Raw genomic sequence first — 23,034 nt, 5'->3', positions numbered from 1 at the left:
ATGACTTTCGAGGAGACCTCCGCCACTGCCCTTAACGCGGAGACTCAGACTGCCCTTGAGCGGGCTGTCGCGTCGACCCACCGCCATGAAGCGCTGTTCTCGGACCGGGCGTTCCACATCAAGCAGTCGGCCGTGCGCGATGTTTTCGACATCTCCATCCGGCCCGGGCTGGTGTCCCTGGCAGGCGGCAGCCCCTACCTGCGCTCCCTGCCCCTCAAGGAGCTGGGCGAGTCGGCACGCAGCATCATTGCCGACCACGGCCTGGAATCGCTGCAGTACGGAGCCGGGCAGGGCATGGCCGAACTGCGGCGCCAGGCCTGTGAGGTGATGGCGGCCGAAGGAATCCCCGACGCCGATCCCGACGACGTCGTCATCACCACCGGATCACAGTCAGCACAGGATGTCGCCGCGAAGGTCTTTTGCAACCCCGGCGACGTGGTGCTCTGCGAGGACCCCACCTATGTGGGCGCCCTCAACGCATTCGAAGCCTATGAGGTGGATGTGCACGCCGTGCCGACGGACAGCGAGGGCCTGGTTCCCGAGGCCTTGGAGCAGAAGATCGCCGCGCTGCGCGGGCAGGGCAAGTCCATCAAGATGCTGTACACGATTCCCAGCTTCAACAACCCCAGCGGCGTCACCCTGGCGGCCGGCCGCCGGCAGCGGATCGTCGACATCTGCGCCGACGCGAACATCCTCATCCTCGAAGACAATCCGTACGGCATGCTGCGCTTTGACGGCCGGCCGCTGACGCCGCTGCGCGCCGGAAATCCGCACGACGTCCTGTATTTGGGCTCGTTCTCGAAGATCTTTGCGCCCGGCGTGCGCGTGGGTTGGGCACTGGTTCCCACACACCTGCACCGCCGCTTTTACCTGGCCTGCGAAGCCGTGGTCCTCTGCCCGTCGCCGCTGACCCAAATGCTGGTCTCCGCTTACCTGCGGGACTATGACTGGATGCAGCACATCCGGAACTCGCGGGTACTGTATGCGGCTCGCTGCGCCGCCATGCTTTCGGCACTGTCAGAGCACCTGCCCGACGGCGTGAGCTGGACGGTGCCCGACGGCGGGTTCTTCGTGTGGCTCAGCCTTCCGGAGGGCGTGGACACCTATCCCCTGCTGTACGAGGCCATCGACGCCGGCGTGGTCTTCATTCCGGGCGCTGCCTTCACCCCGTCGGATGAGCCCTCCAACAAGCTGCGCCTGGCGTTCAGCGCCGTGTCCGAGGAGGACATCCGTGAAGGAGTGCGGCGGCTGGCCCCGGTGCTGCGCCGGGCGCTGGATGCCGCTGCCGGTTAGCGGTTCCGCCGGCGCCGCTCCAGGAAGGGAAAGACGACGGCGAACAGGGCAATGATGATCAACAAGCGCCAAATCGTGCCCAGGCCCGGAAACAGGATGATGAGCAGGCTGGAGACGATAAACGCCACAGCGAGCAGCATGACCGTGCGTTTCCAGTCGATCTGCGGGGCGCCGCCTTGGCTCTGGGGGCTGCGAGGATTTGTCATGGTCCCCTGATCGTATCCGCCCGGACGCGGGACCGCAGCGCCGGCGACCCGCAGCAGCGGCCAAACCGGCCAGTCCGCTGCCGCTACCCGGCCAGACGCATCCCCGGCAGCCCGCCCGGATTAGTCCAGCAGCAGCGCCGGTTCCTCGAGGATCGAGGCGACGTCGGCCATGAACCGCGCCGAAAGATCACCGTCCACCACGCGGTGGTCGAACGAGCCGCCCAGCGTGGTTATCCAGCGCGGGATGACTTCGCCGTCGAGCACCCAGGGCTTTTGCTTGATCGTGCCAAAGGCCACGATCGCGACTTCCCCGGGGTTGATGATCGGCGTTCCGGTGTCGATGCCGAGCGCGCCGATGTTGGTGATGGTCAGGGTGCCGCCCCGCATGTCGGCAGGCGGCGTCTTGCCGGCGCGTGCGGTGGTCGCCAGGGCGTTGAGCGCCACTGCCAGTTCCTTCAGGGACAGGTCCTGGGCATCCTTGATGTTCGGCACCATCAAGCCGCGCGGCGTGGCTGCAGCGATGCCGAGGTTCATGAAGTGCTTGACCAGGATCTCCTCGCCCGCCCAGGTCGCGTTGACCGAGGGGTTGCGGGCCGCCGCCCAGATGACCGCCTTGGCCAGGATCAGCAGCGGGGAAACCTTGATTCCTTCGAAATCGCGCGAGGCTTTCAGCCGCTTCACGAATTCCATGGTGCGGGAGGCATCCACGTCCACGAAAATACTCACGTGCGGAGCGGTAAACGCGCTTTCGACCATCGCCTTGGCGGTGGCCCGACGCACCCCCTTCACCGGAACGCGCTCAATCCGCTGATCCCGTGGCTGCTGGGCCCCGGCCCAGAAGGTGTCGGCCGAGTCCTGCTCGGAATCACGCTGGGCCTGATAGCTGATCAGGTCCTGCTTGGTCACTTCGCCGCTGGCACCGGTTGCCGGGACGTCGGCGAGGTTGATGCCCAGGTCCTTCGCCGCCTTGCGCACCGGCGGCTTCGCCAGCACCCGCTGGATCAGGCGGCTGAGGGTATCCTGCACGGCGGCGCCGGCAGAGGCGACGCTCTGCGGGCGGGGATCTTGGCCTGCCGGCTGCGAGGAGGGCGGCGCGGGCACGCCGGCGGTTTCACTCAAGGGAGCGGAGGGCGTGGCCTCGGCCGGGTTTGCGGTGGCCGTGGCAGGCTCAGCGGGGGTGGCGGCAGGCCGGCTGACCCGCGGCCGGCGCTTCACGGCGTCGGCCTTGGGACCGGTGCCGGTGAGCGAGGCGCTGGGCTGCTCGTCGTCGTGCGCTGCCGCCGGAACGGGCGCCGGAGTCATCGGAGCACCCGGCTGTTGGCCGCCGTCGTCCGCCGGGGAACCGGCAGTGACGCTGATGATCGGCGATCCGACGTCGACGGTCTGGCCTTCCTGCACCAACAGTGCCGAGACCGTGCCGGCGTAGGGCGAGGGCAGCTCCACCAGCGACTTGGCGGTTTCAATCTCAACGATCACATCGTTGACGGCAACCGTGTCTCCGGCCTTGACCTTCCACTCGACAATGTCAGCCTCGGTCAGGCCTTCTCCAACGTCGGGAAGGTGGAACGTTCTCTCAGTCATGGCTTCTCAATCTTCGTGTGCGGCAAGCTTCATGGATGGGCCTTCCGGCCGGCTGCCCGATCCGTCAGCGCAGGGAACGGGCTAAAAGGCGAAGGAGCGGTCCAGGGCATCCATCAGTTTGTCGATGTCCGGCAGGTAGTGCTCTTCGACCTTGGCCACGGGATAGGGCATGTGGAACCCGCCGACGCGGATGACCGGCGCCTCCAGCGACAGGAACGCGCGCTCGGTGACGCGGGCTGCAATCTCGCCGCCGATGCCGCCGAAGGTGGGGGCCTCGTGGGTCACAATCAGCCGGCCGGTCTTGCGGACCGACTCCGTTACGGTGTCGAAGTCGATGGGGGAAATCGAGCGCAGGTCCACCACTTCGACGCTCCGCCCGTCTTCCTCGGCGGCCTTCGCGGCGGCCAGGGCCACCGGCACCAGCGGTCCGTAAGCCACGATTGTGGCGTCGGTTCCCTTCCGCAGCACATGGGCAGCGAAGGGGTCTCCGGTGGGCTGTTCGGTGTCCACGTCGCCCTTGAGCCAGTAGCGCCGCTTCGGTTCGAAAACGATCACCGGATCCTGGCACGTCATGGCCTGCTGAATCATCCAGTAGGCGTCCTGCGGGTTCGACGGCGTCAGGATGCGCAGTCCCGCAGTGTGCGCAAACAGTGCTTCGGGGGATTCGGAGTGGTGTTCAATGGAACCGATTCCGCCGCCGTAGGGAATGCGGATGACCACCGGGGCACTGAGGGCGCCTTCGCTGCGCGAGTGCATCTTGGCCAACTGGGTGGTGATCTGGTTGAACCCCGGGAAGACGAACCCGTCGAACTGGATTTCACAGACCGGTCGGTAGCCGCGCAGCGCGAGTCCGATGGCGGTGCCGATGATGCCCGATTCCGCCAACGGCGTGTCCATGACCCTGCTGGCGCCGAAATCCGCCTTCAGCCCTTCGGTGACACGGTACACGCCTCCGAGGTCGCCAATGTCTTCGCCCATGAGCAGGGACTTTGGGTTGGCCGCGAGACCGGCACGCAGCCCGGCGTTGATGGCCTTGGCCATGGTCATGGTGCTCATGCGGTGGGCTCCTGGGAGTCGGCGAAGCCGGCCTCGTACCGGCGGTGGAAGTCCAGTTCCTCCTGGATCAGCGGGTGCGCTTCGGCATACACATCGGTGAAGGCGTCTTCGAATCCGGGTGCCTGCATGGCCAGGACGTCCTCGCGGAGCTTGTCGGCCATCGCCTGTCCGTCCTTGGCCAGCGTGTCGAAGAAGGCATCATCGGCAAGGCCCGCCGCGCGCAGGTGCTTCTCCAGCCTGGTCAGCGGATCGCGCGAAACCCAGGCTTCCTCATCGGCGCTGAGCCGGTACTTGGTGGGGTCATCGGCGGTCGTGTGGGCGCTCATCCGGTAGGTGAAGGCCTCGATCAGCACCGGCCCCTTTCCGGAGCGGGCGTGTTCCAGCGCCCAGCGGGTCACCGCGTGGACAGCGACGACGTCGTTGCCGTCCACGCGGATGCCGGGGAAACCGTAGCCCTTGGCGCGGTTGGCGAGCGGAATCCTGGACTGCACTTCAGTGGGCACCGAAATGGCCCAGTGGTTGTTCTGGCAGAAGAAGACGACAGGGGCGTCATACGAGGCGGCGAAGACCATGGCCTCATGGACATCGCCCTCGGAGCTGGCGCCGTCACCGAAGTAGGCCACTGTGGCTGCCTCGGGGAGCTGCGGTTCCGCTGCCTGGTCCCGGGCCATTCCCATCGCGTAGCCGACGGCGTGCGGCACCTGTGCGGCCAGGACCAGGGTGTAGAGGTGGAAATTGGCCTCGCTGGGGTTCCAGCCGCCGTGCGAAATGCCGCGGAAACGGCGCAGCAGGTGGGACAGTTCCAGGCCGCGGGTCAGCGCGACGCCGTGCTCGCGGTAGGTCGGGAACACATAGTCCTGGGGCTGCAGAGCGCGGCCCGATCCGATCTGCGCACCTTCCTGCCCGGTCATGGGCACCCACATCACGAGTTCGCCCTGCCGCTGGAGCGCCGTGGCTTCCTGGTCAAAGCGGCGAATCGTGAACATGTCCCGATACAGCCCGCGCAGCTCCTCAGCGCCCAGCTCGGCGGCATAGGCGCCGTAGCTGCTGTCGTCCAGCCACTCCCCTTCGGGGGTCAGCAGCTGCACCATGCCGGTGCCGTCGGCAGGGCCGGCGGCGGTCGGTGCAGCGGTGTCCGGGGCGGCGGTGCCGCTCTGGCCACGGCTGGTTACCGGGGCGCCGCCGGCGCTCGAGCCGGCGCCCACGGCGCCGCCGGCGCCGCCGGGCAGGCGGGAGCCATCACCGGCTGCCGTTCGGGCAGGCGAGTGTTTGAGGTCCATGCTTACTCCTCGCCGGGACAGCCACCTGGCCGACCCGTGCTAGATATATGCCCGCCGGGGAATAGATCACCCCGGGGAGCATATATGCGGAACTTACTTCCCTCAGCCTAACGAGCGCACAGGCCCGGACCGCACTTAGGACACGCTAGGAAACGCGTGGTCCCTTTGTATAGGTCGCACAGAGATCCAAGAATCGCGTATTGGCTTCCTCCTCACCGACGGTGACCCGAACCCCTTCCGTGCCGAAAGCCCGGACGGCGATGGCCCTCTGCTCCGCCAACGCTGCAAACTCGGGGGTATTGTCGCCGAGTGCCAGCCAGACAAAGTTTCCCTGCGCGTCCGGAATCCGCCACCCGAGCGCCCTGAGCCCGTTGACCACGCGTGCCCGCTCTTTCACCAGTTCTTGTATTCTTTCCACAAGTTCCCCGTGGTGCCGCAGCGACGTGACCGCTGCGGTTTCGGCGAGCTGGGAGACGGCAAACGGCACGGCAGCCACCCGCAGGTATTGCGTGATCGGCGGGTGTGAGACCGAGTACCCGACCCGAAGTCCGGCCAGTCCCGCCCCCTTCGAGAAGGTCCGCAGCACCACCACGTTGGGGTGCCGGCGGTACATGTCAATGCCGTTCACCGCCTCGGGGTCGCGGACGAAGTCCTCGTAGGCTTCATCGATCACGACAATCACGTCGGAAGGCACCTTGGACAGGAACTCCTCCACCTGGCGGGCCGTCAGTGCCGGGCCGGTGGGGTTGTTGGGAGTGCAAAGCAGGACCACGCGGGTCCGCGGAGTGACGGCGGCGGCCATCGCCTCGAGATCATGCGTGCCGTCCTCCCGGAGCGGCACCTGGACGCTCTCGGCGCCGGACAGCCCCACGCTGATGGGATACGCCTCAAAGGAACGCCACGGGTAGATGACCTGGTCCTGCACGCCGTTTTCGTCTTGGCCGGCGAAGGTGGCCAGCAGCTGGTTCAGTGCACCAAGGCTTCCGCCGCCGGTGACGATGTCATCAGCCGGGACGTCCAGGAAAGAGGCCAGCTCGGTGCGCAGAGCGGTGGAGAGCGGATCCGGGTAGCGGTTAATGTCCTGCCGGCCGCTGATCGCCTCCAGGACCGCCGGAAGCGGAGGAAAGGGGTTTTCGTTGGAGGAGAGCTTGTAACTTTCCAGTCCGTCGATGACGGCCGGCGGCTTTCCGGCCGTGTAGCGGGGCAGAGCACCCATTACGCTGCGGGGACGGATCTCCGGGGCCGGAACGTCAGCTGCGTTGGTGTCATTCTCGGTAGTCGTCATCCCTCAACCCTAATAGCGTCCGCTTCCCGGCAGAGGCACGGCCGCGGCGTATGACACCACGACGCCACACAGGACCGCGGCCGGCCAGAACGGCAAACGCGGCGGACGGTGTGCCAGCATGTAGGCATGCGCTTTCTGATTCGGATCCTCATCAACGCCCTGGCAGTGTGGGTGGCAGGCCTGCTGCTGCCCGGCATCGCGGTCATCGAAACCGGCGGCGCCCTGACCGGCGATCCCACTGTCGATCTGGTGCTCGCCTACCTTTTCATCGGGTTGCTCTTCGGCCTCGTCAATGCCCTGATCCGTCCGGTCGTCAAGCTGCTGTCGCTGCCGCTGACCATCCTGACCCTGGGCCTCTTCACGATCGTCATCAATGCGGGGATGCTCATGCTCACCTCCTGGCTGAGCAGCTATACGCCGGTGGAACTGGCAGTGGACTCCTTCTTCTGGACGGGCATCCTGGCCTCGATCATTGTCAGCGTGGTGTCCCTGGTGGCGGGCTCACTGACCGGGACCCGCCGGTAACCAGCTTCCCGGCGGCGCGGCTGGACCCACCGGCATCGGCAGCGGCGACACCGGTTTCGGCAGGGGCGGGACCGTTCCTTGCCGGGGCGGGGGCAGCGCCGGGACCGTTCCCTGCCGGGGCGGCCGCTGCGCAGGAGATTGGGAAGCCGGTTTCCTGGAGAGCTTGAACAGGCCCCGCGTGGCAATGGTTCCGGGCGCGATGACCTCGGCCAGGTGCACCAGTGACTCCTTCAGCGAAGGATCACTGCTGGCGTCCGCCTGTGCGGCAAGGTCCAGGTAGACATCGAGCTGATGCGCCGGACCCAGGCCGCCGTCGTCTCCCTCGGGCACCGGCGCAGTGCCCGTGACGGTGATGCGATCGGGGGTATCGGGGTTTGATGCCCCGTCGGCGCCGGTGGCCCAATCCTCGGCATGCTCCAAATGCAACGCCCTGACGCCCGCGGGAAGGTCCCGGCCCCCGCGCGGCGCGGCCGCAGTCAAAACCATTTCCATGGTGAACTCTCCGTCCTGCGCCAGTCGCGCAGCGATGTTGACCGCATGAATTCCGCCCTCGCTGTAGCCCGTCAGAATGACTGAATCCCCGGGTGATGCTCCGGACTGCCGCAGGGCTTGGGCAACGGCTTCGGCCACATACCGGCTGTCCCCGCCCATGCCTTCGACGTTCCCGAGACTATCGAACGGATTCGATATACCCGGTGCTGGATCGTCCTGCGTTCCGGGCAGCGTGACGATCTGCAGCCGCTGACCGCCGCGGACAACCGTGAGAATTTCGATGACGCCGGCGTCCTCCTCCTCCAGGAGGCGGACGCGTTCCAGGAGACTCCGGGCGGTGCCGCCCAGCCGGACCTTCCCGTGGTTTCCGGCCTGTTTGCTGACGGCGATCGGTCCGAGGAACCCGTGGCGGCTGAGCCTGGACTCCAGCTTTTCGGCGGCGCCCTCCGTGTCCGGAAGCATCAGTTCGCTGACTATCCGATCCGGGTATCCCCAGCCGTTGTGGCCCCATAGGTACAACGCCAGCCCCAGGGCGGGGACGCCGCGCTGAAGGGCTTTGAGCTCCTTTTCCACCCGTCCTTCAACCCCGAGATAGTTCTCGCCGGCTTTCCGAAGGCGCCGCGCCGCATCCTCCAGTTCCTCGATGCCCCGGAGGAGACCTTGAACTGCTGCATCCACCGCATCTGCAGCTCGGGCTGCCGCCTCAGGCAACGCGCTGAGCCCGCGCAATCGAAAGCAGAGATCCGTGCCGCGGAACCGCAGGTCCTGCAGCCGTTCGGAGGTGTCCTCCAGCTTTCCTCCGGTTGCTTCGAGCTCGCGGTATTCCACGGCAAGCCCCCTGGACCCGCCCTTGACTATGGGACCGCCGGGATCCTCGGTCGATGCGAGCGCCGGGGCCTTCATTTAGCTGTCCCCCGCGTTCAGCAGCCGCAGTTCGCCCGCATACCGGACGAGCACTTCCGCAGCGGCTTCAAAATCGCGTACGGTTGTGGCCATGCGGCGCACGCACCCGTGCAGAAATTCCGCGAACTCGTCGGCAGCTTCGGAGCGCCATTCCATCCTCTGCAGCTGTGGAAGGTCCCGTTCCAGCGACTCCAGCTCCTCAATCGCGGCCTGCACATATTCGGCTCCGGCTTCTGCTTCCGACATACCCGGCGGATTGTCCCCGTAGACCGGATCCATTTGTTTCCCCTATCCCGACTGCTTGCTCCGTTCCCTGCGCCTCTGTTCTCCCACGTAACCGCACGGGCCAGTGCCGTCCTCGGATCAGTTGTGGATAAAAGCGCGCAGAGGCGGCCGCAGGCGCCGCAGTGGAGGACAGGTCAGCGGACGCACAGCAGCGAAGCTTGAGCAGCTCTCATTGATGAGGAAACAGTGGGAAACACGGACGGGAGCCCGGCTGCCGCGACGCGGCCGGACTCCCGTTTCCGGTGGGGACCGGCCGCGCGGGCCGGTACTCCCGATGCTCCTCAGACCGTCGTTGCTTCTGTCTGGGCTCACCTACTGCTCGAAGGTGGCGGTGAGCACTCCCCTGCCGAGCGTGTGGCCGTACAGGTTGAACGCCAAGAAGGCCGGGGTGGCGTTCTCGGGGAGTCCGAGCGATTCCACATCCAGTGCATGAACCGCTATGTAGTACGTGTGCACTCCGTTTCCGGGAGGAGGAGCGGCACCCAGGAACTGCTTGAGGGAGAGATCGTTGGCCAGCTGCCAGGCGCCGTCGGGCAGGCCGGCTCCCGTTGGCGAGCCGGCACCGGTCTCCAACTCGTTAACCGCGGCGGGGATGTCGGCCACGGCCCAGTGCCAAAACCCGGATCCCGTCGGCGCTTTGGGGTCGTAGACCGTGACGGCGTAGCTCTTGGTGCCCTCCGGGGCTCCGCTCCACGACAATTGGGGCGAGACATCAGCGCCGCCGGCGCCGAGGATGCCGCTGCGCTGAGGAACCGGCCATTCTCCGCCGTCGTCGACATCGGCGGACGTCACGGAGAATTCCGCAACCCCCGGGAGATCGGCAAAGGGATCACGCGGTTCGGTCATTGTTGCTGCCATGATTGCTCCTAAATGAATTGCTGGTGCATTTGGTCGACGATGTATTCCGCCTGCCGCGTCGCCAGGGCAACGATCGTCAGGGTCGGATTGGCCGCCGCGCCGGTGGTGAACACGGAACCGTCCGAGACAAAGAGATTGCTGATTTCATGGGACTGCCCGAAGGCATTGACCACGCCGTCCTCGGGGCGTGAGCTCATTCGGGCCGTGCCGAGGTTGTGGGTCGAGGGGTACGGCGGGGTGTGCGTGGTGTCATCCGAGCCGACGGCCGAGTACAGCAGGTCCGCCTGCTGGTAGGCGTGTTGCCGCATGGCCACGTCATTGGGATGGTCGTCGAAATGCACGTTGGGGACCGGCAGCCCGAGCGGATCCGTGACCGCACTGTTCAGTGTGATCCGGTTGGATTCCTGCGGCATGTCCTCCCCAACAATCCACATTCCGGCGGTGTTCAGGTACTCCGCCATCACATGGGCAAACGTCGGTCCCCAGGTACCCGGATCCACGAAGCTGGCGAGGAAGGCCGGTCCGAGGGAGAGCGTTTCCATGTAGTAGCCGCCGGAAAAACCCCGGCCGGTGTCATGCCGTGATTCATCCGCGATGATCCCGGCCATGGTCTCTCCGCGGTACATCCGGACCGGCTGGTCGAAGCGTGCGTAGACGGATCCGGTGGTGTGGCGCATGTAATTGCGCCCGACCTGGCCGGAATAGTTGCTGAGGCCGTCCGGATGCCTGGAATCGGCGGACATGAGCAGCAGCCGCGGCGTTTCGATGGCGTTGCCGGCCACGCACACGGCCCGGGCCAGCTGGCGCTGCACCTGGCCGTCGGCGTCGATGTAGATGACCCCGTCCGCCTTTCCGAACGCATCCACGGTGATCTGCACGGCCTGCGAGTTCGGCCGCAGGTCCAGCAGCCCGGTTTTTTCCGCCTTGGGGATCTCGCTCACCAGGGTGGACCACTTGGACTTGTTTTTGTCTCCCTGGAAGTTGAAGCCGTCCTGGATGCTGGCGGGCCGGCCGTCGTAGGGTTCGGCATTGGTGGCGTAGGGGCCGGTGGCGTAATGCCGGTACCCGATCTTCTCGGCGCCGTTGGCAAAGACCTTGTAGTTGTTGTTGGCCGGAAGGGCCGGCCGCCCATGGCGGTGCGTGCTGCCCATCTTTTTTTCGGCCGCGTCATAGTACGGCTCAAGATCCGCCAGGGATATCGGCCAGTCTTCGAGGTTGGCCCCCTCGATCCGGCCGTAGGTGGAGCGTGCCGTGAACTCGTGAGCCTTGAACCGCGGTGTGGCGCCGGACCAGTGCGTGGTGCTGCCGCCCACTGCCTTGACGATCCAGGCCGGAAGGTTTGGGAAGTCGCGGGCCACCCGCCAGCTGCCGCTGGTGGTCCGGGGATCCAGCCAGGCCATCTGGTTGAAGGCCTCCCATTCATTGTTGACGTAGTCCTCGTTGAGGATGTGGCCGCCGGCCTCCAACGCCACCACCGGCACCCCGGACTTCGTCAGCTCATACAGGACCGTGCCCCCGCCCGCGCCGGTGCCGATAACCACCACTGCAGATTTGTCGTCAAACTCGATCTTGGCCACTATTCGCCCCTTGCTTCACGCCGGGCGAAGCCCGAACTGGGTCCAACACCTGACAGTTCATCCGGACCCGCCGCTGCGGCGGCAGCCGGAACGGCACCGCCGCCGGCCGCTTGGCCGGCGGCCGCGGGACGGGCTGACGCGACCGGCACCGCGGCCACGCGGTAGGGCAGGGGGCCCTGGTCCGGCACCTGTTCCTCCGACTCGTCGATCCGGGGCTCCGGGAGCCAGTCCAGGTCGTTGAAGCCCCGATGCAGATAGCCGCCCTGGTCAAAGGACGATCCCTCGTAGCCCAGCGCTTCCCAGACTTCGGGATCATCGTAGAAGTTCAGCACCGTGGTCCGCCGGATGAATCCGAAAAACACCGAGTCTTCGATGCGGCGCAGGACGCTCATCGCCTCCTCATCGGAGAGGTCGATGAAGCGGTGCTCGTCAGCGGCGGCGTTTAGGGTGGCCAGCCCCTGGACGAGCTCGATGCGGAACCAGGTGGAGGCGGCGGCTTCGGCAGCGATTTTCGCAGCCGTCCGGGCGTACGGCCCGTCCGGGAACCCGGGATGCGGGAACGCTACCCGGAGGATCCGGATGAGCGTGGACTGGGCCTCCTCCGACAGCTGCGTGGCGTTGAGGGATGGATACTTGGCTGGAAGTTTCATCGGATCTCCTTCGATCAAATGAGTCAAATGCGTTGAAAATCTGGGAACAGATGCCGTGCAAGCTAGTAGATGTTGCTGGGGCGGACCATGCCTTCGGCCAGGTCGCCGAATCCCGGGGCGTAGATCTCCCCCGGATGGTTCAGGACCTCCTCCACCACGAGGGTCTCCGTGGTCAGCAGCAGCGCGGCAATGGACGCGGCGCTCTGCAGGGCCGAACGGGTGACCTTGAGCGGGTCGATCACGCCGGCTGCAAACATGTCCCCGTATTCGCCGGTCATGGCGTTGAAGCCGGTGCCTACGCTCGATTCCTGCACCGTCTTCACCGCCTCTTCACCGTCGTACCCGGCGTTGATGGCGATCCACCGCAGGGGTTCCTCCAGGGCGCTGTGCACAATGTCCCTGCCGATTCCGGCGTCCCCGGCCAGGTTGAGCCCGGCCAGCGCGGGCTGCGCCTGCACCAGCGCGGTGCCGCCCCCGGCCACGATGCCTTCCTCCACCGCCGCCCGGGTGGCGGAGAGTGAGTCTTCGACCCGGTGCTGCTTTTCCTTCAGTTCGACGTCGGTCGCGGCACCGACCCGGATCACGGCCACGCTGCCGGAGAGCCGCGCGATCCGCAGCTGGAGATTGTCCTGGTCGTGATCGTTTTCCGCCCGGGCCAGCTCCCGTTCAATCTGCTGGATGCGGGCGGTTACCTCCTCCTCGGCCCCCGCCCCGCCGACTATCGTGGTGGAATGCTCGGTCACGGTGATCCGCCGCGCCCGGCCAAGGTGCTCAATCCGCACGTTTTCCAGCTTCACGCCGGAATCGGTGCTGACCACGGTGCCGCCCATGACGGCCGCAAGGTCCTCCAGCTCAGCGACCCGGCGGTGACCGAAACCGGGTGCCCGCACGACAGCGGACCGGAACGTGTCATGGACGTTGTTGGTCACCAGCATGCTCAGCGCCGGTCCGTCCATGTTTTCGCAGAGAATCAGCAGCGGCTTGTTGGAGCGCTGGACCTGCTCCAGCACCGGCATCAGGGTTTGGACCGTGGTGATCTTCTGATTGGTCAGCAGGACGTAGGCGTCGTCCAGTACGGCCTCCATGCGGTTCTTGTCCGTGACGAAATACGGGGAGATGTAGCCGTGGTCAAACTCGACGCCGTCCACAAAGCTCAGCCCGAGCCCGAACTGCGGCCACTCCTCCACGGTCACCACCCCGGAGATCCCGACCTGGGCCATGGCGCTGGCCAGGACGTTGCCGATCTCCGGGTCGTTGTTGGCCGAGATGGTGGCAACCTGGCGCAGGTCCTCCTCCCCCGCCACCTTGCGGCTGCGCGCACCAAGGAGCTCGACGACGGCGGCCACCGACGTCTCGATGCCGCGCTTGATCTGCATCGGGTTGGCGCCGTCGTTCACTGCGGCCAGGCCCTCGCGGACCAGGGCCTGCGCGAGCACGGTGGCGGTGGTGGTGCCGTCCCCGGCGACGCCGTTGGTCTTGGTGGCCACCTCCTTGACCAGCTGCGCGCCCATGTTCGAGAACGGGTTGCGCAGCTGGATTTCCTTGGCGATGGTCACGCCGTCGTTGGTGATGGTGGGAGGGCCCGTCAGTTTTTCCAGCATCGCGTTGCGCCCCTTGGGGCCCAGCGTTACCTTGACCGCGTCGGCAAGGGCGTTGACGCCCTCCTCCAGCAGCCGACGGGCTTCCGCATTGAATTTCAGGTCTTTTGCCATGTAGCACGCACCTTCTGTAGTTCGATGACTTCCCGTTGCTCGGTACCTTGGTTGGGCCGTTGTCGCGGCTGCGGATGAATGGGCGGGTTGGCGCTGTGGGCTTACGGGACCAGGATGGCCCTGCCGCGGACCCTCCCCTGGTCCAGGTCAGTCAGCGCCGTGTCGAATTCCGTCAGCGGATAAGTGGAGGTGTGCAGGGTGACCTTTCCGTCCGCCGCCAGGGACATCAGTTCCACGAGGTCGTTGTAGGAGCCGACCAGGTTGCCAATGAAGTTGATTTCGCTGGAAATGATGTCGATCGTGGGCACCTCCAACCGGCCGCCGTAGCCGATCACGAAATAGCTCCCCGCCTGGCGGAGCATCGCGATGCCATCCTCGATGGCACCGCCCTCCCCGACGAAGTCCAGCACCACCTCGGCGCCTTCTCCGCCGGTCAGAGCCAGCAAGGCGTCGACCTGCCCGCCGTCGGCCACCACGGTGTGCCGGGCACCCAGATCCTTGGCCAGCTCCAGGGCCTCCGGGGAACGGTCCACGACGATCATTTCCGCTGCGGACAAAGCCGCCAGGACTTGAATGCCGATGTGGCCGAGCCCGCCGGCTCCGATGATGACGGCCCGATGGCCGGGCCTCAGGATCCGGGCTGCCTTGGCCACCGCGTGGTACGCGGTGAGGCCCGCGTCGGCGAGGGCTGCCACGTCCGCCGGCTGGAGGGACGGATCGAGTTTGACCACGGAACGGGCCGTCGTCTTGAGATACTCGGCGTAGCCGCCGTCGGAATCGATGCCCGGGAATTTGGAGTTGGCGCAGTGCACGTCGTCCCCGGCCCGGCAGGCCCGGCACAGGCCGCAGGTCGCCAGCGGATGCAGGATGACCGGGTCTCCGGGGGCGATGTTAGTGACGGCGCTGCCCACCTCCTCGACCCAGCCCGCGTTCTCGTGGCCGATGGTGTACGGCAGCTGCACACCGGATTTTTCCTCCCACTGGCCCTCGATGATGTGAAGGTCAGTCCGGCATACGCCCGCGCCGCCCACTCTGACAATCACGTCCATCGGCCCGTCGACCGTGGGGCGCGGCACCTCCACCAGTTCCGGCTTGGAGTTGTAGAGCCCCAGCTGCACGGCTTTCACGGCTGGACCGGCATCAGGTCAAAGCCGATGTACTCGGCTGCCTCTTCGGGGTTGGCGAAGAGCATGGTGCGGTCATCGAAATGCACCATGCGCCCGTAGTGCGTGGACATGATTTCCTCGAAATCCGTCTGGTCGAAATCCTGGCCGAGCTCTTCTCCGATCTCGGCGAAATCGAACGTCAGGGTCTCGGTGCTGTCGACCCGGATCATGGAGGGAAATTCCACCAGCTTCACCCCGGGCTTGCGGCCCATGACCTCGGCAACGACATATCCGTTCTGGTTGTTCATGAGGGTGACACCGCACATGTTCGAGGATCCGGCGCCAGATCCAAATACCATTTCGTTCATCAGTTCAGCTCCTTCGGTACGTCGATTCCGAGGTCCTTCAACAACAGGGTGCGGAGGCCGTCCTTTGCCGCCTCGAATGATTCAGCGAACGGCATCACGCGTTCCAGCGGCTGGGACCAGATGGGCTGAAGGTCCTGTGCCGCCTTCAGGCTTCGGGGCACCCAGACCGCCAGCCACTCGGACAGCTTCGCTTTGTTGGCTTCACCGTGCGCTTCATCGCGCACCAGCATGGCGAACAGCGCCCTGGTGTAGGCCTGGTCGCGGCTGTAGTCGTGTTCCCCGGAGCCCACCAGGCTGGGGGTGACGTAGTCACCGTTGCGGGCAGCGATCTGCATGACCAGGTGGCTCCGGAACAGCACGCCGACGAGCTGCTCGTAAACCACGTTGGTGGCGAAGACTGCCTCGGCCCAGTCGCTGGCGGCGGTCAGGAGCTCGACGTTTTCCCGGACACCCTGCCAGACCGGATCGGTCTGCCACACCTCCCGGTGCACGTCGCCGTTGAACCCCTCGACCACCTCGCTCAGGTCAAGGTTGTACAGCGCCAGGTCCTGGGCGAAACGCAGCTTGTGAGCACTGTTGACGGCCACGGCGGTGTTGATCATGTTGGTGGGGCCCGAGCGCTGGACGGCGGTGAACACATGCAGCCCCAGACCGTGCTCTGCGTGCATCCACGCACCGAGGTTCCGTTCCACGAACCGGGTCCAGGCCGGCGTCCAGCTGTCATAGGCCTTGGCCAGCTGGGCGTTGGCCAGGTTCTGCTGCACCTGGCGGACCACATTGGCATTGTTGCGGAAAATGGTCTGTTCCCACTCGCCGTTCGGATCCCGGAACTGGTGCCAGTCACTGGATTTCAGCGCGGTCCATTCCTTGGGATAACCCCCGGGGCCGTCACGGAATCCGTAGATCCAGCCCTGATAAAGGTGTCGTTCCGGATCAGGCTGCACGTCGAGAGTGACGTCTTCATACATGGTGGCCCGCAGCTTTTCGGGAGTGAAATAGCTGTACGACCGGCTGGTGGAGCTCGGGAATTCCAGCGCGCCGGCTTCGGCGTCAGTGAATTGCGGCTTGGGAAAGCTGCGCTCCGGATTTTCGGGCTTGGCCGCTGTGGGTGTGCTCATGGTGATGCTCGCTTTCCTCAGTCTTGCGGAACCGTGGTTGTGAATTTGTCGAAGAAGACCTGCTCGCGCGGGACATTTTGGCTGTCCAGGAAGGCCATGGCGGCGTCGACCATGGGAGTCGGCCCGCACAGGTACAGGTCGGTCCCGGTCAGGTCAGCTTCGCGGCGTTCGAGGACGTCGGTGACCCGGCCGACTTCGACCGCCATCCCCAGGTTGGTCCCGTCCGCCGCACCGCCGTCGGAGAGGCAGGGAATGAACGTGAAGTCAGCGAGCTGGTTGCCCAGCTCGCTGATCTCGGCCAGATAAAAAAGATCCGCGGCGGCGCGGGCGCCAAAGTAGAAATGCACCGGCCGTGGATTCTGCGTCTTCGCCAAATGGCGCAGCAGGGACAGGATCGGCGCCAGCCCGGCGCCGCGGCCCACGCAGACGATGGGGCGCTCCGATTTGTCCCTGATGGTGAAGGATCCGTAGGGGCCGGCCAGGTCGAGTTTGTCGCCGACCTTCAGCTCGGACTCCAGCAGGGCGGAGAACCTTCCGCCCGGATACCTCTTAATGATGAATTCGAGCTCCGGACCGTCGTCGGGAGTCATTGCCATGGAGAAGGAGCGGTGCTCCGGCGTGCCGGGGATCACCAGGTCCGCGTACTGGCCCGGTTTGAACTGGAACCGCGCGGATCCGGCCGGCAGCAGCTTCAGCGACACGATGTCAGCCGTCAGCGCAGTGATCGCCGTGACGGAGGTGGTCAGATTCTGCAGGGGAACCGCGTTGCGCAGCTCGTCCTCGTCAAAATTGATCAGTTCAACTTCGCAGTCACTGTAAACATGCGTCTTGCAGAGCAGGACGTACCCTTCCTCGCTTTCCGACTCGGCCAGCGCGAAAGTGGAATACCGGTCCATCTGGACATCGCCGTCGAGCAGGAAGGACTTGCAGGCGGAGCATTGGCCTTCCCGGCAACCGTGCATCAGGGAAACCCCCTGCCGGAACGCCGCATCCAGGACGGTTTCGTCCTCGTCGACGTCGATCTCAAGTTCAACCGGTTCGAAGCGGACTTTGTGGTTCCTGCCCATTCTTTCTCCTAGCAAGTGTCTTTCTCCCGGCCAATGCGGACGGTGGCGGTGGCCTTGGCCGGCCGGCTGGCCCGGAAGCGGCGCCAGGCGCGTGCAATAACGCCGCTTCCGGGTGATCAAGGGGGTTCTTACCCCGTGGCCGCGAAGCGGCCTCCCGGTCCGCCTGCCTTGTAGGCCGCAATGTGGGCCTCCCTCTCCGAGTCGGACATTTCGTTCAAGGTCACGTTGGGGCTGGGGAAGGGGATGCCCTTGAAGTCGTCGAGTGTCCACAGCTTCTTGGGATCATCAAGGTCGAGGTGCGGTTGCGCGATGAGGGTCTTGCCGTCGTCGCGCACGTAGCCGAGCTTCTTGATGATGTGGGAAACCTCCTCGTTGTGGTTGAGGGTCTCCCATTCCCGGTCTCCGGTGAGCCGGCCCATGTTCGGCGTCGGCCTGCCCTCGTACTCGGGCCGGAAGGCCTTGATGTCGGTCCAGGCGCAGGTTTCGGAACAGTAGGTCCGCCACTGTCCGTCGACCTTTTCCGTCACCATGTCCTCGCGGATCAGGCACGGCACCATGCACGTCCAGCACCGGTGCGGGTACTGGTAGTCGACGTCTTCGAAGGCGATGGCCTTGTGCCCGCCCGGATAGCGCAGCCGGTTGTAGTTTTCCCACCATTTGCCGTACTTGCTGTACCAGCCGGGATACTTCTCCTCGAACCACTCGAAGTCCTGGTCAGTCATCGGATCGATCCGCCAGTAGTTCACCGGCCAGCCGGTGGCGAAGAACTGCGCCACCTCGTGGACGTATCCCTTGTTGACGATGCGGTTCCAGGCCTCTTCGACCAGGTCATGCGGGATTTTCAGGCCGTACTTTTCCAGCGGCAGCAGATAGCTGCGGTAATAGTCGTCGTAGATCCAGCGCCGCCACATTTCGGCGTAGCTGTCCCGGTCCTTCCGGCGGTCCTTGGTGCCGTACTCAATGAACGTGCCGATCGCGGCGTCGACGACGCAGTGGTTGTTCCACCAGGCGTACCGCAGGTCGCGTTCGAGCAGCACCCGGTTGTCCTCATCGGCCAGGGCCATCAGCAGGATGGAGTAGCCGTTGGAGATGTGCCGTGACTCGTCGGACTGGACCGAGTGGAAGACCGTCGGCAGCAGGTAGTCGCCGTTGGCTGCGGCTTCCGCAGGCATGGCGACGAACAAGGTGTTGGTGAACGCTGTTTCGGCCACCACCGTCAGGTAGATGTTGGCCGCGGTGATGGCATCACCGGTGATGAAGCCCTCACCGAACTGGCGGCCGATGGTGCCGGCGTAGTTGTTGGCGAAGGCCTTCTCGCTGATGTCGAACCCTGCCGGGTCGATGTAGTGGTTCATGTACAGCTTTTTCAGGTTCATCTGGATCGTGGAGTGGCGGACCTCGTCGATCATCTGGACGGCCAGCCCGTTGTGCAGGTCCGGATTCGGAACGGCGTCAATGGCCATGGGCATGGCCCGGGCTGCCGAGATCTCCGGGAACGGAATGATGGACAGGAAGAGCTTCTGCCACTCCATCCAGCGCTCCTGCACCTGGCGGAACATGTTGCCGCGGATCGCGCCGTCCATGGCGCCGTACACGCGGTTGTCCTTCTCCTCCTCCATCGGGAAGTAGGAGCGCAGGATCTGCTTCAGCGGATCCTTCTTGGGGGATTTGGTGAAGTTGTAATCGGTGCCAAATCGGGTTGCCGGCGTGGCGAAGGTCGGTTCCCACGACAACTCGCTGATCTTCTTGTGAGCCTTGCTCAAGCTTTGCCTGCTCAACGCTGCCTCCTTGTTAGGGCTGGGGCACCCGCGGGGCCGTCATGGACCCGCGGGTCGGAGGCGGTCCGAAGTGCCGAAGCATCGGTGGCGCATCGGTTGGGTGCCGATTCGATTCGGCCGGCCCGCCTCTGTGATCCAATGACACCGGAACCGGGCTGGGGACGGCGTCTCATTTTGAGATGGGCTTCCGGAGCCGCGCCCGGTAAGCTCCAGAAACGAAGGCGGCCCTCGGCGCGCCCAAACGGACCTGGGGGAGGTCTTTCGGTACTGCAGACTTCAATGCTGAAGGCGGTGTGGCGATGGGATCCCGGCCAACGGGCGCCAGCGAGCGCCAGCTGCATGAGGCAAGAGAACGATTCCTAACGGCTCAGGCGGCGGAGGCGGAAGCCGCGGTGCGGGAACCGATCCGGCAGTCCTGGCTTAGGTCCCGCGCGCTGACGGTGCATCCCCACCGGGCGGAATCCCAATTCATCCGCGAACCCAACACCGAAGCCACGCTGATCCGGGCGGCCGCCCCGATTCTGGCGCAGCTGGCGGAAAACCTCGCCGCCGAACCCGTGGCAGTGATCCTGACAACCGCCGACGGCGTGATCACCCAGCGGATAACGGCTGACCGGACAATCAAGGCAGCCATGGACGATGTCCGGCTGGCCCGGGGGTACAGCTACTCGGAACAGTTTGTCGGCACCAACGGCATTGGCACTGCCGTGGAAATGCGAATGCCGGCCCTGGTGCTGGGCCGGGAACACTACACGGATGATCTGGCGGCCCTGTCCTGTGCCGGCGTGCCGATTCTCCATCCGGTGTCCGGGAAGCTGCTGGGCGTCCTCGACCTCACCACCTGGGCGGCCAACGGCGGCAGTCTCCTCATGACCCTGGCCAAAACCGCGGCCCGGCACATCCAGGACCGGATCCTGAGCCAGGCCCTAGAAGCGGAGACCGCCCCGTTCAACGGTTTCCTGCGAGCATCCAGGCGGACATCGCAGGCAATCCTGGCTCTTGGCGGCGATCAGGTGCTGATGAACCGGAAGCTGCGGTCCTCCCTGGACGGACAGGATCTGGCCTCGCTGGCGGAGTACGCCCTGGAGTCCACGGATCCGGCCGGCCGGAACTTCATTGTGCCGCTGCCCAGCGGGCGGACCGTCCGGCTGTCAACGGAGCCGCCGGATCACGACAGCACAAGCACCGTGTTCACCGTCCAGCTGCTGGAGCCGGCCCGCGCTGCCGCGGCAGGACATCCCGGCCGGCAGACCCTGCCCGGGCTCGTGGGCAGGAGCCCGTCCTGGCGCCGGAGCCAGCAGGAGGTTGACCGCTGCTACCGGGACGGCGGCTGGTTCCTGGTTGCCGGGGAACCCGGCAGCGGCCGCGCCGCACTGCTCCGCTCGGTGGCTGCGCAGTTCCCTTCGGCCGCCCGCTTGGAGGTCCTGGGTCCGGGAGGGCACCGGACCAAGGAGGAATACCTCAATGCCGTGGCGGCGGCGGTGGAGGAGGAGAACTTCGAGCTGCTGCTTCGGGACGTTAATACCCTCCCGACCGAGCTGGTGGAGCCGTTGTCCGGCCTGCTGCAGTCCGCGGAGGGCAGGGGGCGGCTGATGGCAACCGTCGACAGCACCGTGGATGATCCGGATTTCGAGGTCAGCATTCAACCGTTTTTCAAGCACACGGTGGCGGTTTCCGCGCTCCGCCACCGGATCGAGGATCTGGATGAGCTGGTGCCTCATCTGCTCGGCAAGGCGGCGCAGCAGCCCGGCAAGGGGCCCGGTGTCACGCTTTCGCCGGAGGCCCTGCAGCACCTGGCCAAATTCAACTGGCCCGGCAACGTGGCGCAGCTGCGGGGAATCCTCCGCGATGTGACGTTGCGGCAGCGCTCCGGTGTGGCCGGGACTGACCAGCTGCCGGCCGAGGTGCGGGCCCTGAGCAAATACCGCCTCTCACCGTTGGAGGCGCTGCAGCGCGACGCGATTGTGCGGGCGCTGGAGGAGAACGACGGCAATATGACCCGGGCCGCGGCGGCGCTGGGCATGTCCCGCGCCACCATTTACCGGCGCAAACGCTCGTATGGCATCAGGTGACCCGCAAGTCACACAGCAGGGAGCGCGGCCGAGCCGTGAAAGAATTGCGGCATGGCTGACTCCGCTGCTTCCCGCGTCCCTCTTGCTTCCGTCACTCCCGCCATTGCGCTCGGTCCGTTGGACGGCCGTTACCGCGGCGTCACGGCCCCGCTGGTGGACTACCTGTCCGAGGCCGCGCTGAACCGCGACCGCACGCACGTCGAAGTCGAGTGGCTGATCCACCTCACGTCCAATGCTGTGCTTCCCGGCACTTCCCCGCTGAGCGCCGAGCAGCAGGCGCAGCTGCGCGAAATCGTCTCCGGTTTCGACGGCAACTCGATAGCCGAACTGGGTGAAATCGAGCAGGTCACGGTTCACGACGTCAAGGCCGTGGAGTACTACATCGGCCGCCGCCTGGCAGCCATCGGCATCGAAAACCTGACCTCGCTGGTGCACTTCGGCTGCACCTCTGAGGACATCAACAACCTCTCCTACGCCCTGGGCGTCAAGGGCGCCGTGGAGAATGTCTGGCTTCCCGCCGCGCACGACCTGGTCGACCGGATCACAGTCATGGCCGAGGAAACCCGCGCCGTGCCGATGCTCTCCCGGACGCACGGCCAGCCCGCCACCCCCACCACTCTGGGCAAGGAACTGGCCGTGACGGCCCACCGGCTGTCCCGGCAGCTGCGCCGCATTGAGAAGACCGAATACCTGGGCAAAATCAACGGCGCCACCGGCACCTACGCGGCACACTACGCTTCGGTGCCCGACGCCGACTGGCAGCAGGTGGCGCGCAGCTTCGTCGAGGGCCTGGGCCTGCACTGGAATCCGCTGACCACGCAGATCGAATCCCACGACTGGCAGGCCGAGCTGTACGCCGACATGGCCCGGTTCAACCGGATCCTGCACAACTTCTGCACCGACGTGTGGAGCTACATCTCCATCGGCTACTTCAAGCAGATCCCGGTGGCCGGCGCCACGGGTTCCTCCACCATGCCGCACAAGGTCAACCCGATCCGCTTCGAAAACGCCGAAGCCAACCTGGAGATCTCCAACGGCCTGCTGGACACTCTGGCGTCCACCCTGGTGACTTCCCGCTGGCAGCGCGACCTCACGGATTCCTCCTCACAGCGCAACATCGGCGTGGCGTTCGGCCACTCGGTGCTCGCCATCTCCAACGTGGCCAAGGGCCTGGAGCGCCTGGACGTGGCCGACGACGTCCTGGCCGCGGACCTGGACACCAACTGGGAGGTGCTCGGCGAAGCCATCCAGATGGTCATGCGCGCCGAGGCCATCGCCGGCGCCCCCGGCATGGAAAACCCGTACGAACGCCTCAAGGACCTGACCCGCGGGCAGCGCGTGGACGCCGAGCGGATGCGCGAATTCGTCTCCGGCCTGGGCCTGCCGGCCGACGCCGAAGCGCGCCTGCTGGACCTGACCCCGGCCAAGTACATCGGAATCGCCGACTCGCTGGTGGACCACGTCACCAAGTAGCCCTCTAAGCACGACGACGGCGGGAGGTCGGGTTTCGCAACCCGGCCTCCCGCCGTCGTCGTTTTACGGTCCGCCGCCGTTAGTGTTGGCCCATGACCGGTTTCCCGCAGCTGCTCCACACGGTTTTGGACACTACCGATTGCGCTTCGTAGCCCGAAGCGGACACGAGGCCCGCATTTGGGCAGTGGCCCGTTCACAGGCAGACTGGGCGTCATGGGGTTCACGACAAAGATTCAGCGATACCTCGGCGTGGAGCCGGTAAAGGTACTCGACCAGTATGAGAAAGCATTACGCGCAGCACATTTAACGTGCCGGAGGTGCGGGGCTTTTGTCGCAGCTGAGCACCAGA

General features: G+C 65.6%; 20 protein-coding genes. 4 read left to right on the top strand and 16 right to left on the bottom strand.

Annotated features, from left to right (window positions below; all coding sequences use genetic code 11):
• On the top strand, nt 1-1,293 hold the full coding sequence (locus QNO00_RS10825; protein ID WP_284024517.1) for an aminotransferase-like domain-containing protein: 1,293 nt from the start codon (nt 1-3) through the stop codon (nt 1,291-1,293).
• On the opposite strand, the gene QNO00_RS10820 is transcribed toward QNO00_RS10825, so the two are convergent.
• The 5 genes from QNO00_RS10820 to QNO00_RS10800 form a co-directional block, all read right to left on the bottom strand.
• Complete coding sequence (locus tag QNO00_RS10820) at nt 1,290-1,499, bottom strand: hypothetical protein (RefSeq protein ID WP_284024516.1); 210 nt, start codon at nt 1,497-1,499, stop codon at nt 1,290-1,292. The two genes, QNO00_RS10825 and QNO00_RS10820, sit on opposite strands and share 4 nt — an antisense overlap.
• A 120-nt stretch (nt 1,500-1,619) precedes the next feature.
• Complete coding sequence (locus QNO00_RS10815) at nt 1,620-3,080, bottom strand: dihydrolipoamide acetyltransferase family protein (RefSeq protein ID WP_284024515.1); 1,461 nt, start codon at nt 3,078-3,080, stop codon at nt 1,620-1,622.
• An 81-nt stretch (nt 3,081-3,161) separates the two neighbouring features.
• The gene (locus tag QNO00_RS10810) at nt 3,162-4,136 is read right to left on the bottom strand and encodes an alpha-ketoacid dehydrogenase subunit beta (protein WP_284024514.1); all 975 of its coding nucleotides are present in this window, start codon (nt 4,134-4,136) and stop codon (nt 3,162-3,164) included.
• Nucleotides 4,133-5,416 carry a pyruvate dehydrogenase (acetyl-transferring) E1 component subunit alpha gene (gene pdhA / locus QNO00_RS10805; RefSeq protein ID WP_284024513.1) on the bottom strand — a complete coding sequence of 428 codons (1,284 nt, stop codon included), beginning with the start codon at nt 5,414-5,416 and terminating at the stop codon, nt 4,133-4,135. Before pdhA ends, QNO00_RS10810 begins: the two co-directional genes overlap by 4 nt.
• Nucleotides 5,417-5,561: 145 nt before the next feature.
• On the bottom strand, nt 5,562-6,701 hold the full coding sequence (locus tag QNO00_RS10800; protein WP_284024512.1) for a histidinol-phosphate transaminase: 1,140 nt from the start codon (nt 6,699-6,701) through the stop codon (nt 5,562-5,564).
• Between the two features lie 126 nt (nt 6,702-6,827).
• Between QNO00_RS10800 and QNO00_RS10795 the strand changes: the two genes are divergently transcribed.
• Complete coding sequence (locus QNO00_RS10795) at nt 6,828-7,226, top strand: phage holin family protein (RefSeq protein WP_229966363.1); 399 nt, start codon at nt 6,828-6,830, stop codon at nt 7,224-7,226.
• On the opposite strand, the gene QNO00_RS10790 is transcribed toward QNO00_RS10795, so the two are convergent.
• From QNO00_RS10790 to QNO00_RS10740, 11 genes are all read right to left on the bottom strand, one after another.
• The gene (locus tag QNO00_RS10790; protein ID WP_284024511.1) at nt 7,203-8,621 is read right to left on the bottom strand and encodes an alpha/beta hydrolase; all 1,419 of its coding nucleotides are present in this window, start codon (nt 8,619-8,621) and stop codon (nt 7,203-7,205) included. The two genes, QNO00_RS10795 and QNO00_RS10790, sit on opposite strands and share 24 nt — an antisense overlap.
• Nucleotides 8,622-8,900, bottom strand: a complete 279-nt coding sequence (locus QNO00_RS10785) for a hypothetical protein (protein ID WP_284024510.1) — start codon at nt 8,898-8,900, stop codon at nt 8,622-8,624.
• A 318-nt stretch (nt 8,901-9,218) separates the two neighbouring features.
• Complete coding sequence (locus tag QNO00_RS10780; protein WP_284024509.1) at nt 9,219-9,764, bottom strand: YbhB/YbcL family Raf kinase inhibitor-like protein; 546 nt, start codon at nt 9,762-9,764, stop codon at nt 9,219-9,221.
• Nucleotides 9,765-9,772: 8 nt separating this feature from the next.
• The gene (locus QNO00_RS10775) at nt 9,773-11,341 is read right to left on the bottom strand and encodes a GMC family oxidoreductase (protein WP_284024508.1); all 1,569 of its coding nucleotides are present in this window, start codon (nt 11,339-11,341) and stop codon (nt 9,773-9,775) included.
• Nucleotides 11,341-11,991 carry a gluconate 2-dehydrogenase subunit 3 family protein gene (locus QNO00_RS10770; protein ID WP_229966368.1) on the bottom strand — a complete coding sequence of 217 codons (651 nt, stop codon included), beginning with the start codon at nt 11,989-11,991 and terminating at the stop codon, nt 11,341-11,343. The genes QNO00_RS10775 and QNO00_RS10770 overlap by 1 nt, the downstream gene beginning before the upstream one ends.
• Nucleotides 11,992-12,053: 62 nt before the next feature.
• Nucleotides 12,054-13,703 carry a chaperonin GroEL gene (gene groL, locus QNO00_RS10765; protein WP_284024507.1) on the bottom strand — a complete coding sequence of 550 codons (1,650 nt, stop codon included), beginning with the start codon at nt 13,701-13,703 and terminating at the stop codon, nt 12,054-12,056.
• 101 nt (nt 13,704-13,804) lie between these two features.
• A complete protein-coding gene (locus tag QNO00_RS10760; protein ID WP_284024506.1) occupies nt 13,805-14,830 on the bottom strand; it encodes an NAD(P)-dependent alcohol dehydrogenase in 1,026 nt (341 codons plus the stop codon).
• Entirely contained in the window at nt 14,827-15,177 is a 351-nt protein-coding gene (gene mimD, locus QNO00_RS10755; protein ID WP_284024505.1) for a propane 2-monooxygenase effector subunit MimD, read from the bottom strand. The genes QNO00_RS10760 and mimD overlap by 4 nt, the downstream gene beginning before the upstream one ends.
• Nucleotides 15,177-16,295 (bottom strand): aromatic/alkene monooxygenase hydroxylase subunit beta, encoded by a 1,119-nt coding sequence (locus QNO00_RS10750; RefSeq protein WP_229966372.1) that lies wholly within the window; start codon nt 16,293-16,295, stop codon nt 15,177-15,179. Before QNO00_RS10750 ends, mimD begins: the two co-directional genes overlap by 1 nt.
• Nucleotides 16,296-16,312: 17 nt before the next feature.
• The gene (locus QNO00_RS10745) at nt 16,313-17,362 is read right to left on the bottom strand and encodes a 2Fe-2S iron-sulfur cluster-binding protein (protein WP_284024504.1); all 1,050 of its coding nucleotides are present in this window, start codon (nt 17,360-17,362) and stop codon (nt 16,313-16,315) included.
• A gap of 128 nt (nt 17,363-17,490) precedes the next feature.
• Entirely contained in the window at nt 17,491-19,140 is a 1,650-nt protein-coding gene (locus tag QNO00_RS10740; protein ID WP_229966374.1) for a ferritin family protein, read from the bottom strand.
• Between the two features lie 299 nt (nt 19,141-19,439).
• Between QNO00_RS10740 and QNO00_RS10735 the strand changes: the two genes are divergently transcribed.
• Together QNO00_RS10735 and purB are read left to right on the top strand one after the other, a co-directional pair.
• On the top strand, nt 19,440-21,212 hold the full coding sequence (locus tag QNO00_RS10735; RefSeq protein WP_284024503.1) for a sigma-54-dependent Fis family transcriptional regulator: 1,773 nt from the start codon (nt 19,440-19,442) through the stop codon (nt 21,210-21,212).
• A 51-nt stretch (nt 21,213-21,263) separates the two neighbouring features.
• On the top strand, nt 21,264-22,685 hold the full coding sequence (gene purB, locus QNO00_RS10730) for an adenylosuccinate lyase (RefSeq protein WP_229966376.1): 1,422 nt from the start codon (nt 21,264-21,266) through the stop codon (nt 22,683-22,685).
• The last annotated feature ends 349 nt before the right edge of the window (nt 22,686-23,034 follow it).

The sequence above is a fragment of the Arthrobacter sp. zg-Y1219 genome (assembly GCF_030125545.1).
Classification (GTDB): domain Bacteria; phylum Actinomycetota; class Actinomycetes; order Actinomycetales; family Micrococcaceae; genus Arthrobacter_B.
Note: the sequence above shows the minus strand (reverse complement) of the source record. Positions and strands in the feature narration are given on the sequence as shown.

What these genes read in the sequence shown, in the direction of transcription:
- QNO00_RS10810 (WP_284024514.1), bottom strand. Translation starts at nt 4,136, where the DNA reads ATGAGCACCATGACCATGGCCAAGGCCATCAACGCCGGGCTGCGTGCC.
- QNO00_RS10795 (WP_229966363.1), top strand. Translation starts at nt 6,828, where the DNA reads ATGCGCTTTCTGATTCGGATCCTCATCAACGCCCTGGCAGTGTGGGTG.
- QNO00_RS10800 (WP_284024512.1), bottom strand. Translation starts at nt 6,701, where the DNA reads ATGACGACTACCGAGAATGACACCAACGCAGCTGACGTTCCGGCCCCG.
- QNO00_RS10825 (WP_284024517.1), top strand. Translation starts at nt 1, where the DNA reads ATGACTTTCGAGGAGACCTCCGCCACTGCCCTTAACGCGGAGACTCAG.
- QNO00_RS10815 (WP_284024515.1), bottom strand. Translation starts at nt 3,080, where the DNA reads ATGACTGAGAGAACGTTCCACCTTCCCGACGTTGGAGAAGGCCTGACC.
- QNO00_RS10735 (WP_284024503.1), top strand. Translation starts at nt 19,440, where the DNA reads ATGGGATCCCGGCCAACGGGCGCCAGCGAGCGCCAGCTGCATGAGGCA.
- QNO00_RS10770 (WP_229966368.1), bottom strand. Translation starts at nt 11,991, where the DNA reads ATGAAACTTCCAGCCAAGTATCCATCCCTCAACGCCACGCAGCTGTCG.
- QNO00_RS10745 (WP_284024504.1), bottom strand. Translation starts at nt 17,362, where the DNA reads ATGGGCAGGAACCACAAAGTCCGCTTCGAACCGGTTGAACTTGAGATC.
- mimD (WP_284024505.1), bottom strand. Translation starts at nt 15,177, where the DNA reads ATGAACGAAATGGTATTTGGATCTGGCGCCGGATCCTCGAACATGTGC.
- QNO00_RS10790 (WP_284024511.1), bottom strand. Translation starts at nt 8,621, where the DNA reads ATGAAGGCCCCGGCGCTCGCATCGACCGAGGATCCCGGCGGTCCCATA.
- QNO00_RS10750 (WP_229966372.1), bottom strand. Translation starts at nt 16,295, where the DNA reads ATGAGCACACCCACAGCGGCCAAGCCCGAAAATCCGGAGCGCAGCTTT.
- pdhA (WP_284024513.1), bottom strand. Translation starts at nt 5,416, where the DNA reads ATGGACCTCAAACACTCGCCTGCCCGAACGGCAGCCGGTGATGGCTCC.
- purB (WP_229966376.1), top strand. Translation starts at nt 21,264, where the DNA reads ATGGCTGACTCCGCTGCTTCCCGCGTCCCTCTTGCTTCCGTCACTCCC.
- QNO00_RS10785 (WP_284024510.1), bottom strand. Translation starts at nt 8,900, where the DNA reads ATGGATCCGGTCTACGGGGACAATCCGCCGGGTATGTCGGAAGCAGAA.
- groL (WP_284024507.1), bottom strand. Translation starts at nt 13,703, where the DNA reads ATGGCAAAAGACCTGAAATTCAATGCGGAAGCCCGTCGGCTGCTGGAG.
- QNO00_RS10780 (WP_284024509.1), bottom strand. Translation starts at nt 9,764, where the DNA reads ATGGCAGCAACAATGACCGAACCGCGTGATCCCTTTGCCGATCTCCCG.
- QNO00_RS10820 (WP_284024516.1), bottom strand. Translation starts at nt 1,499, where the DNA reads ATGACAAATCCTCGCAGCCCCCAGAGCCAAGGCGGCGCCCCGCAGATC.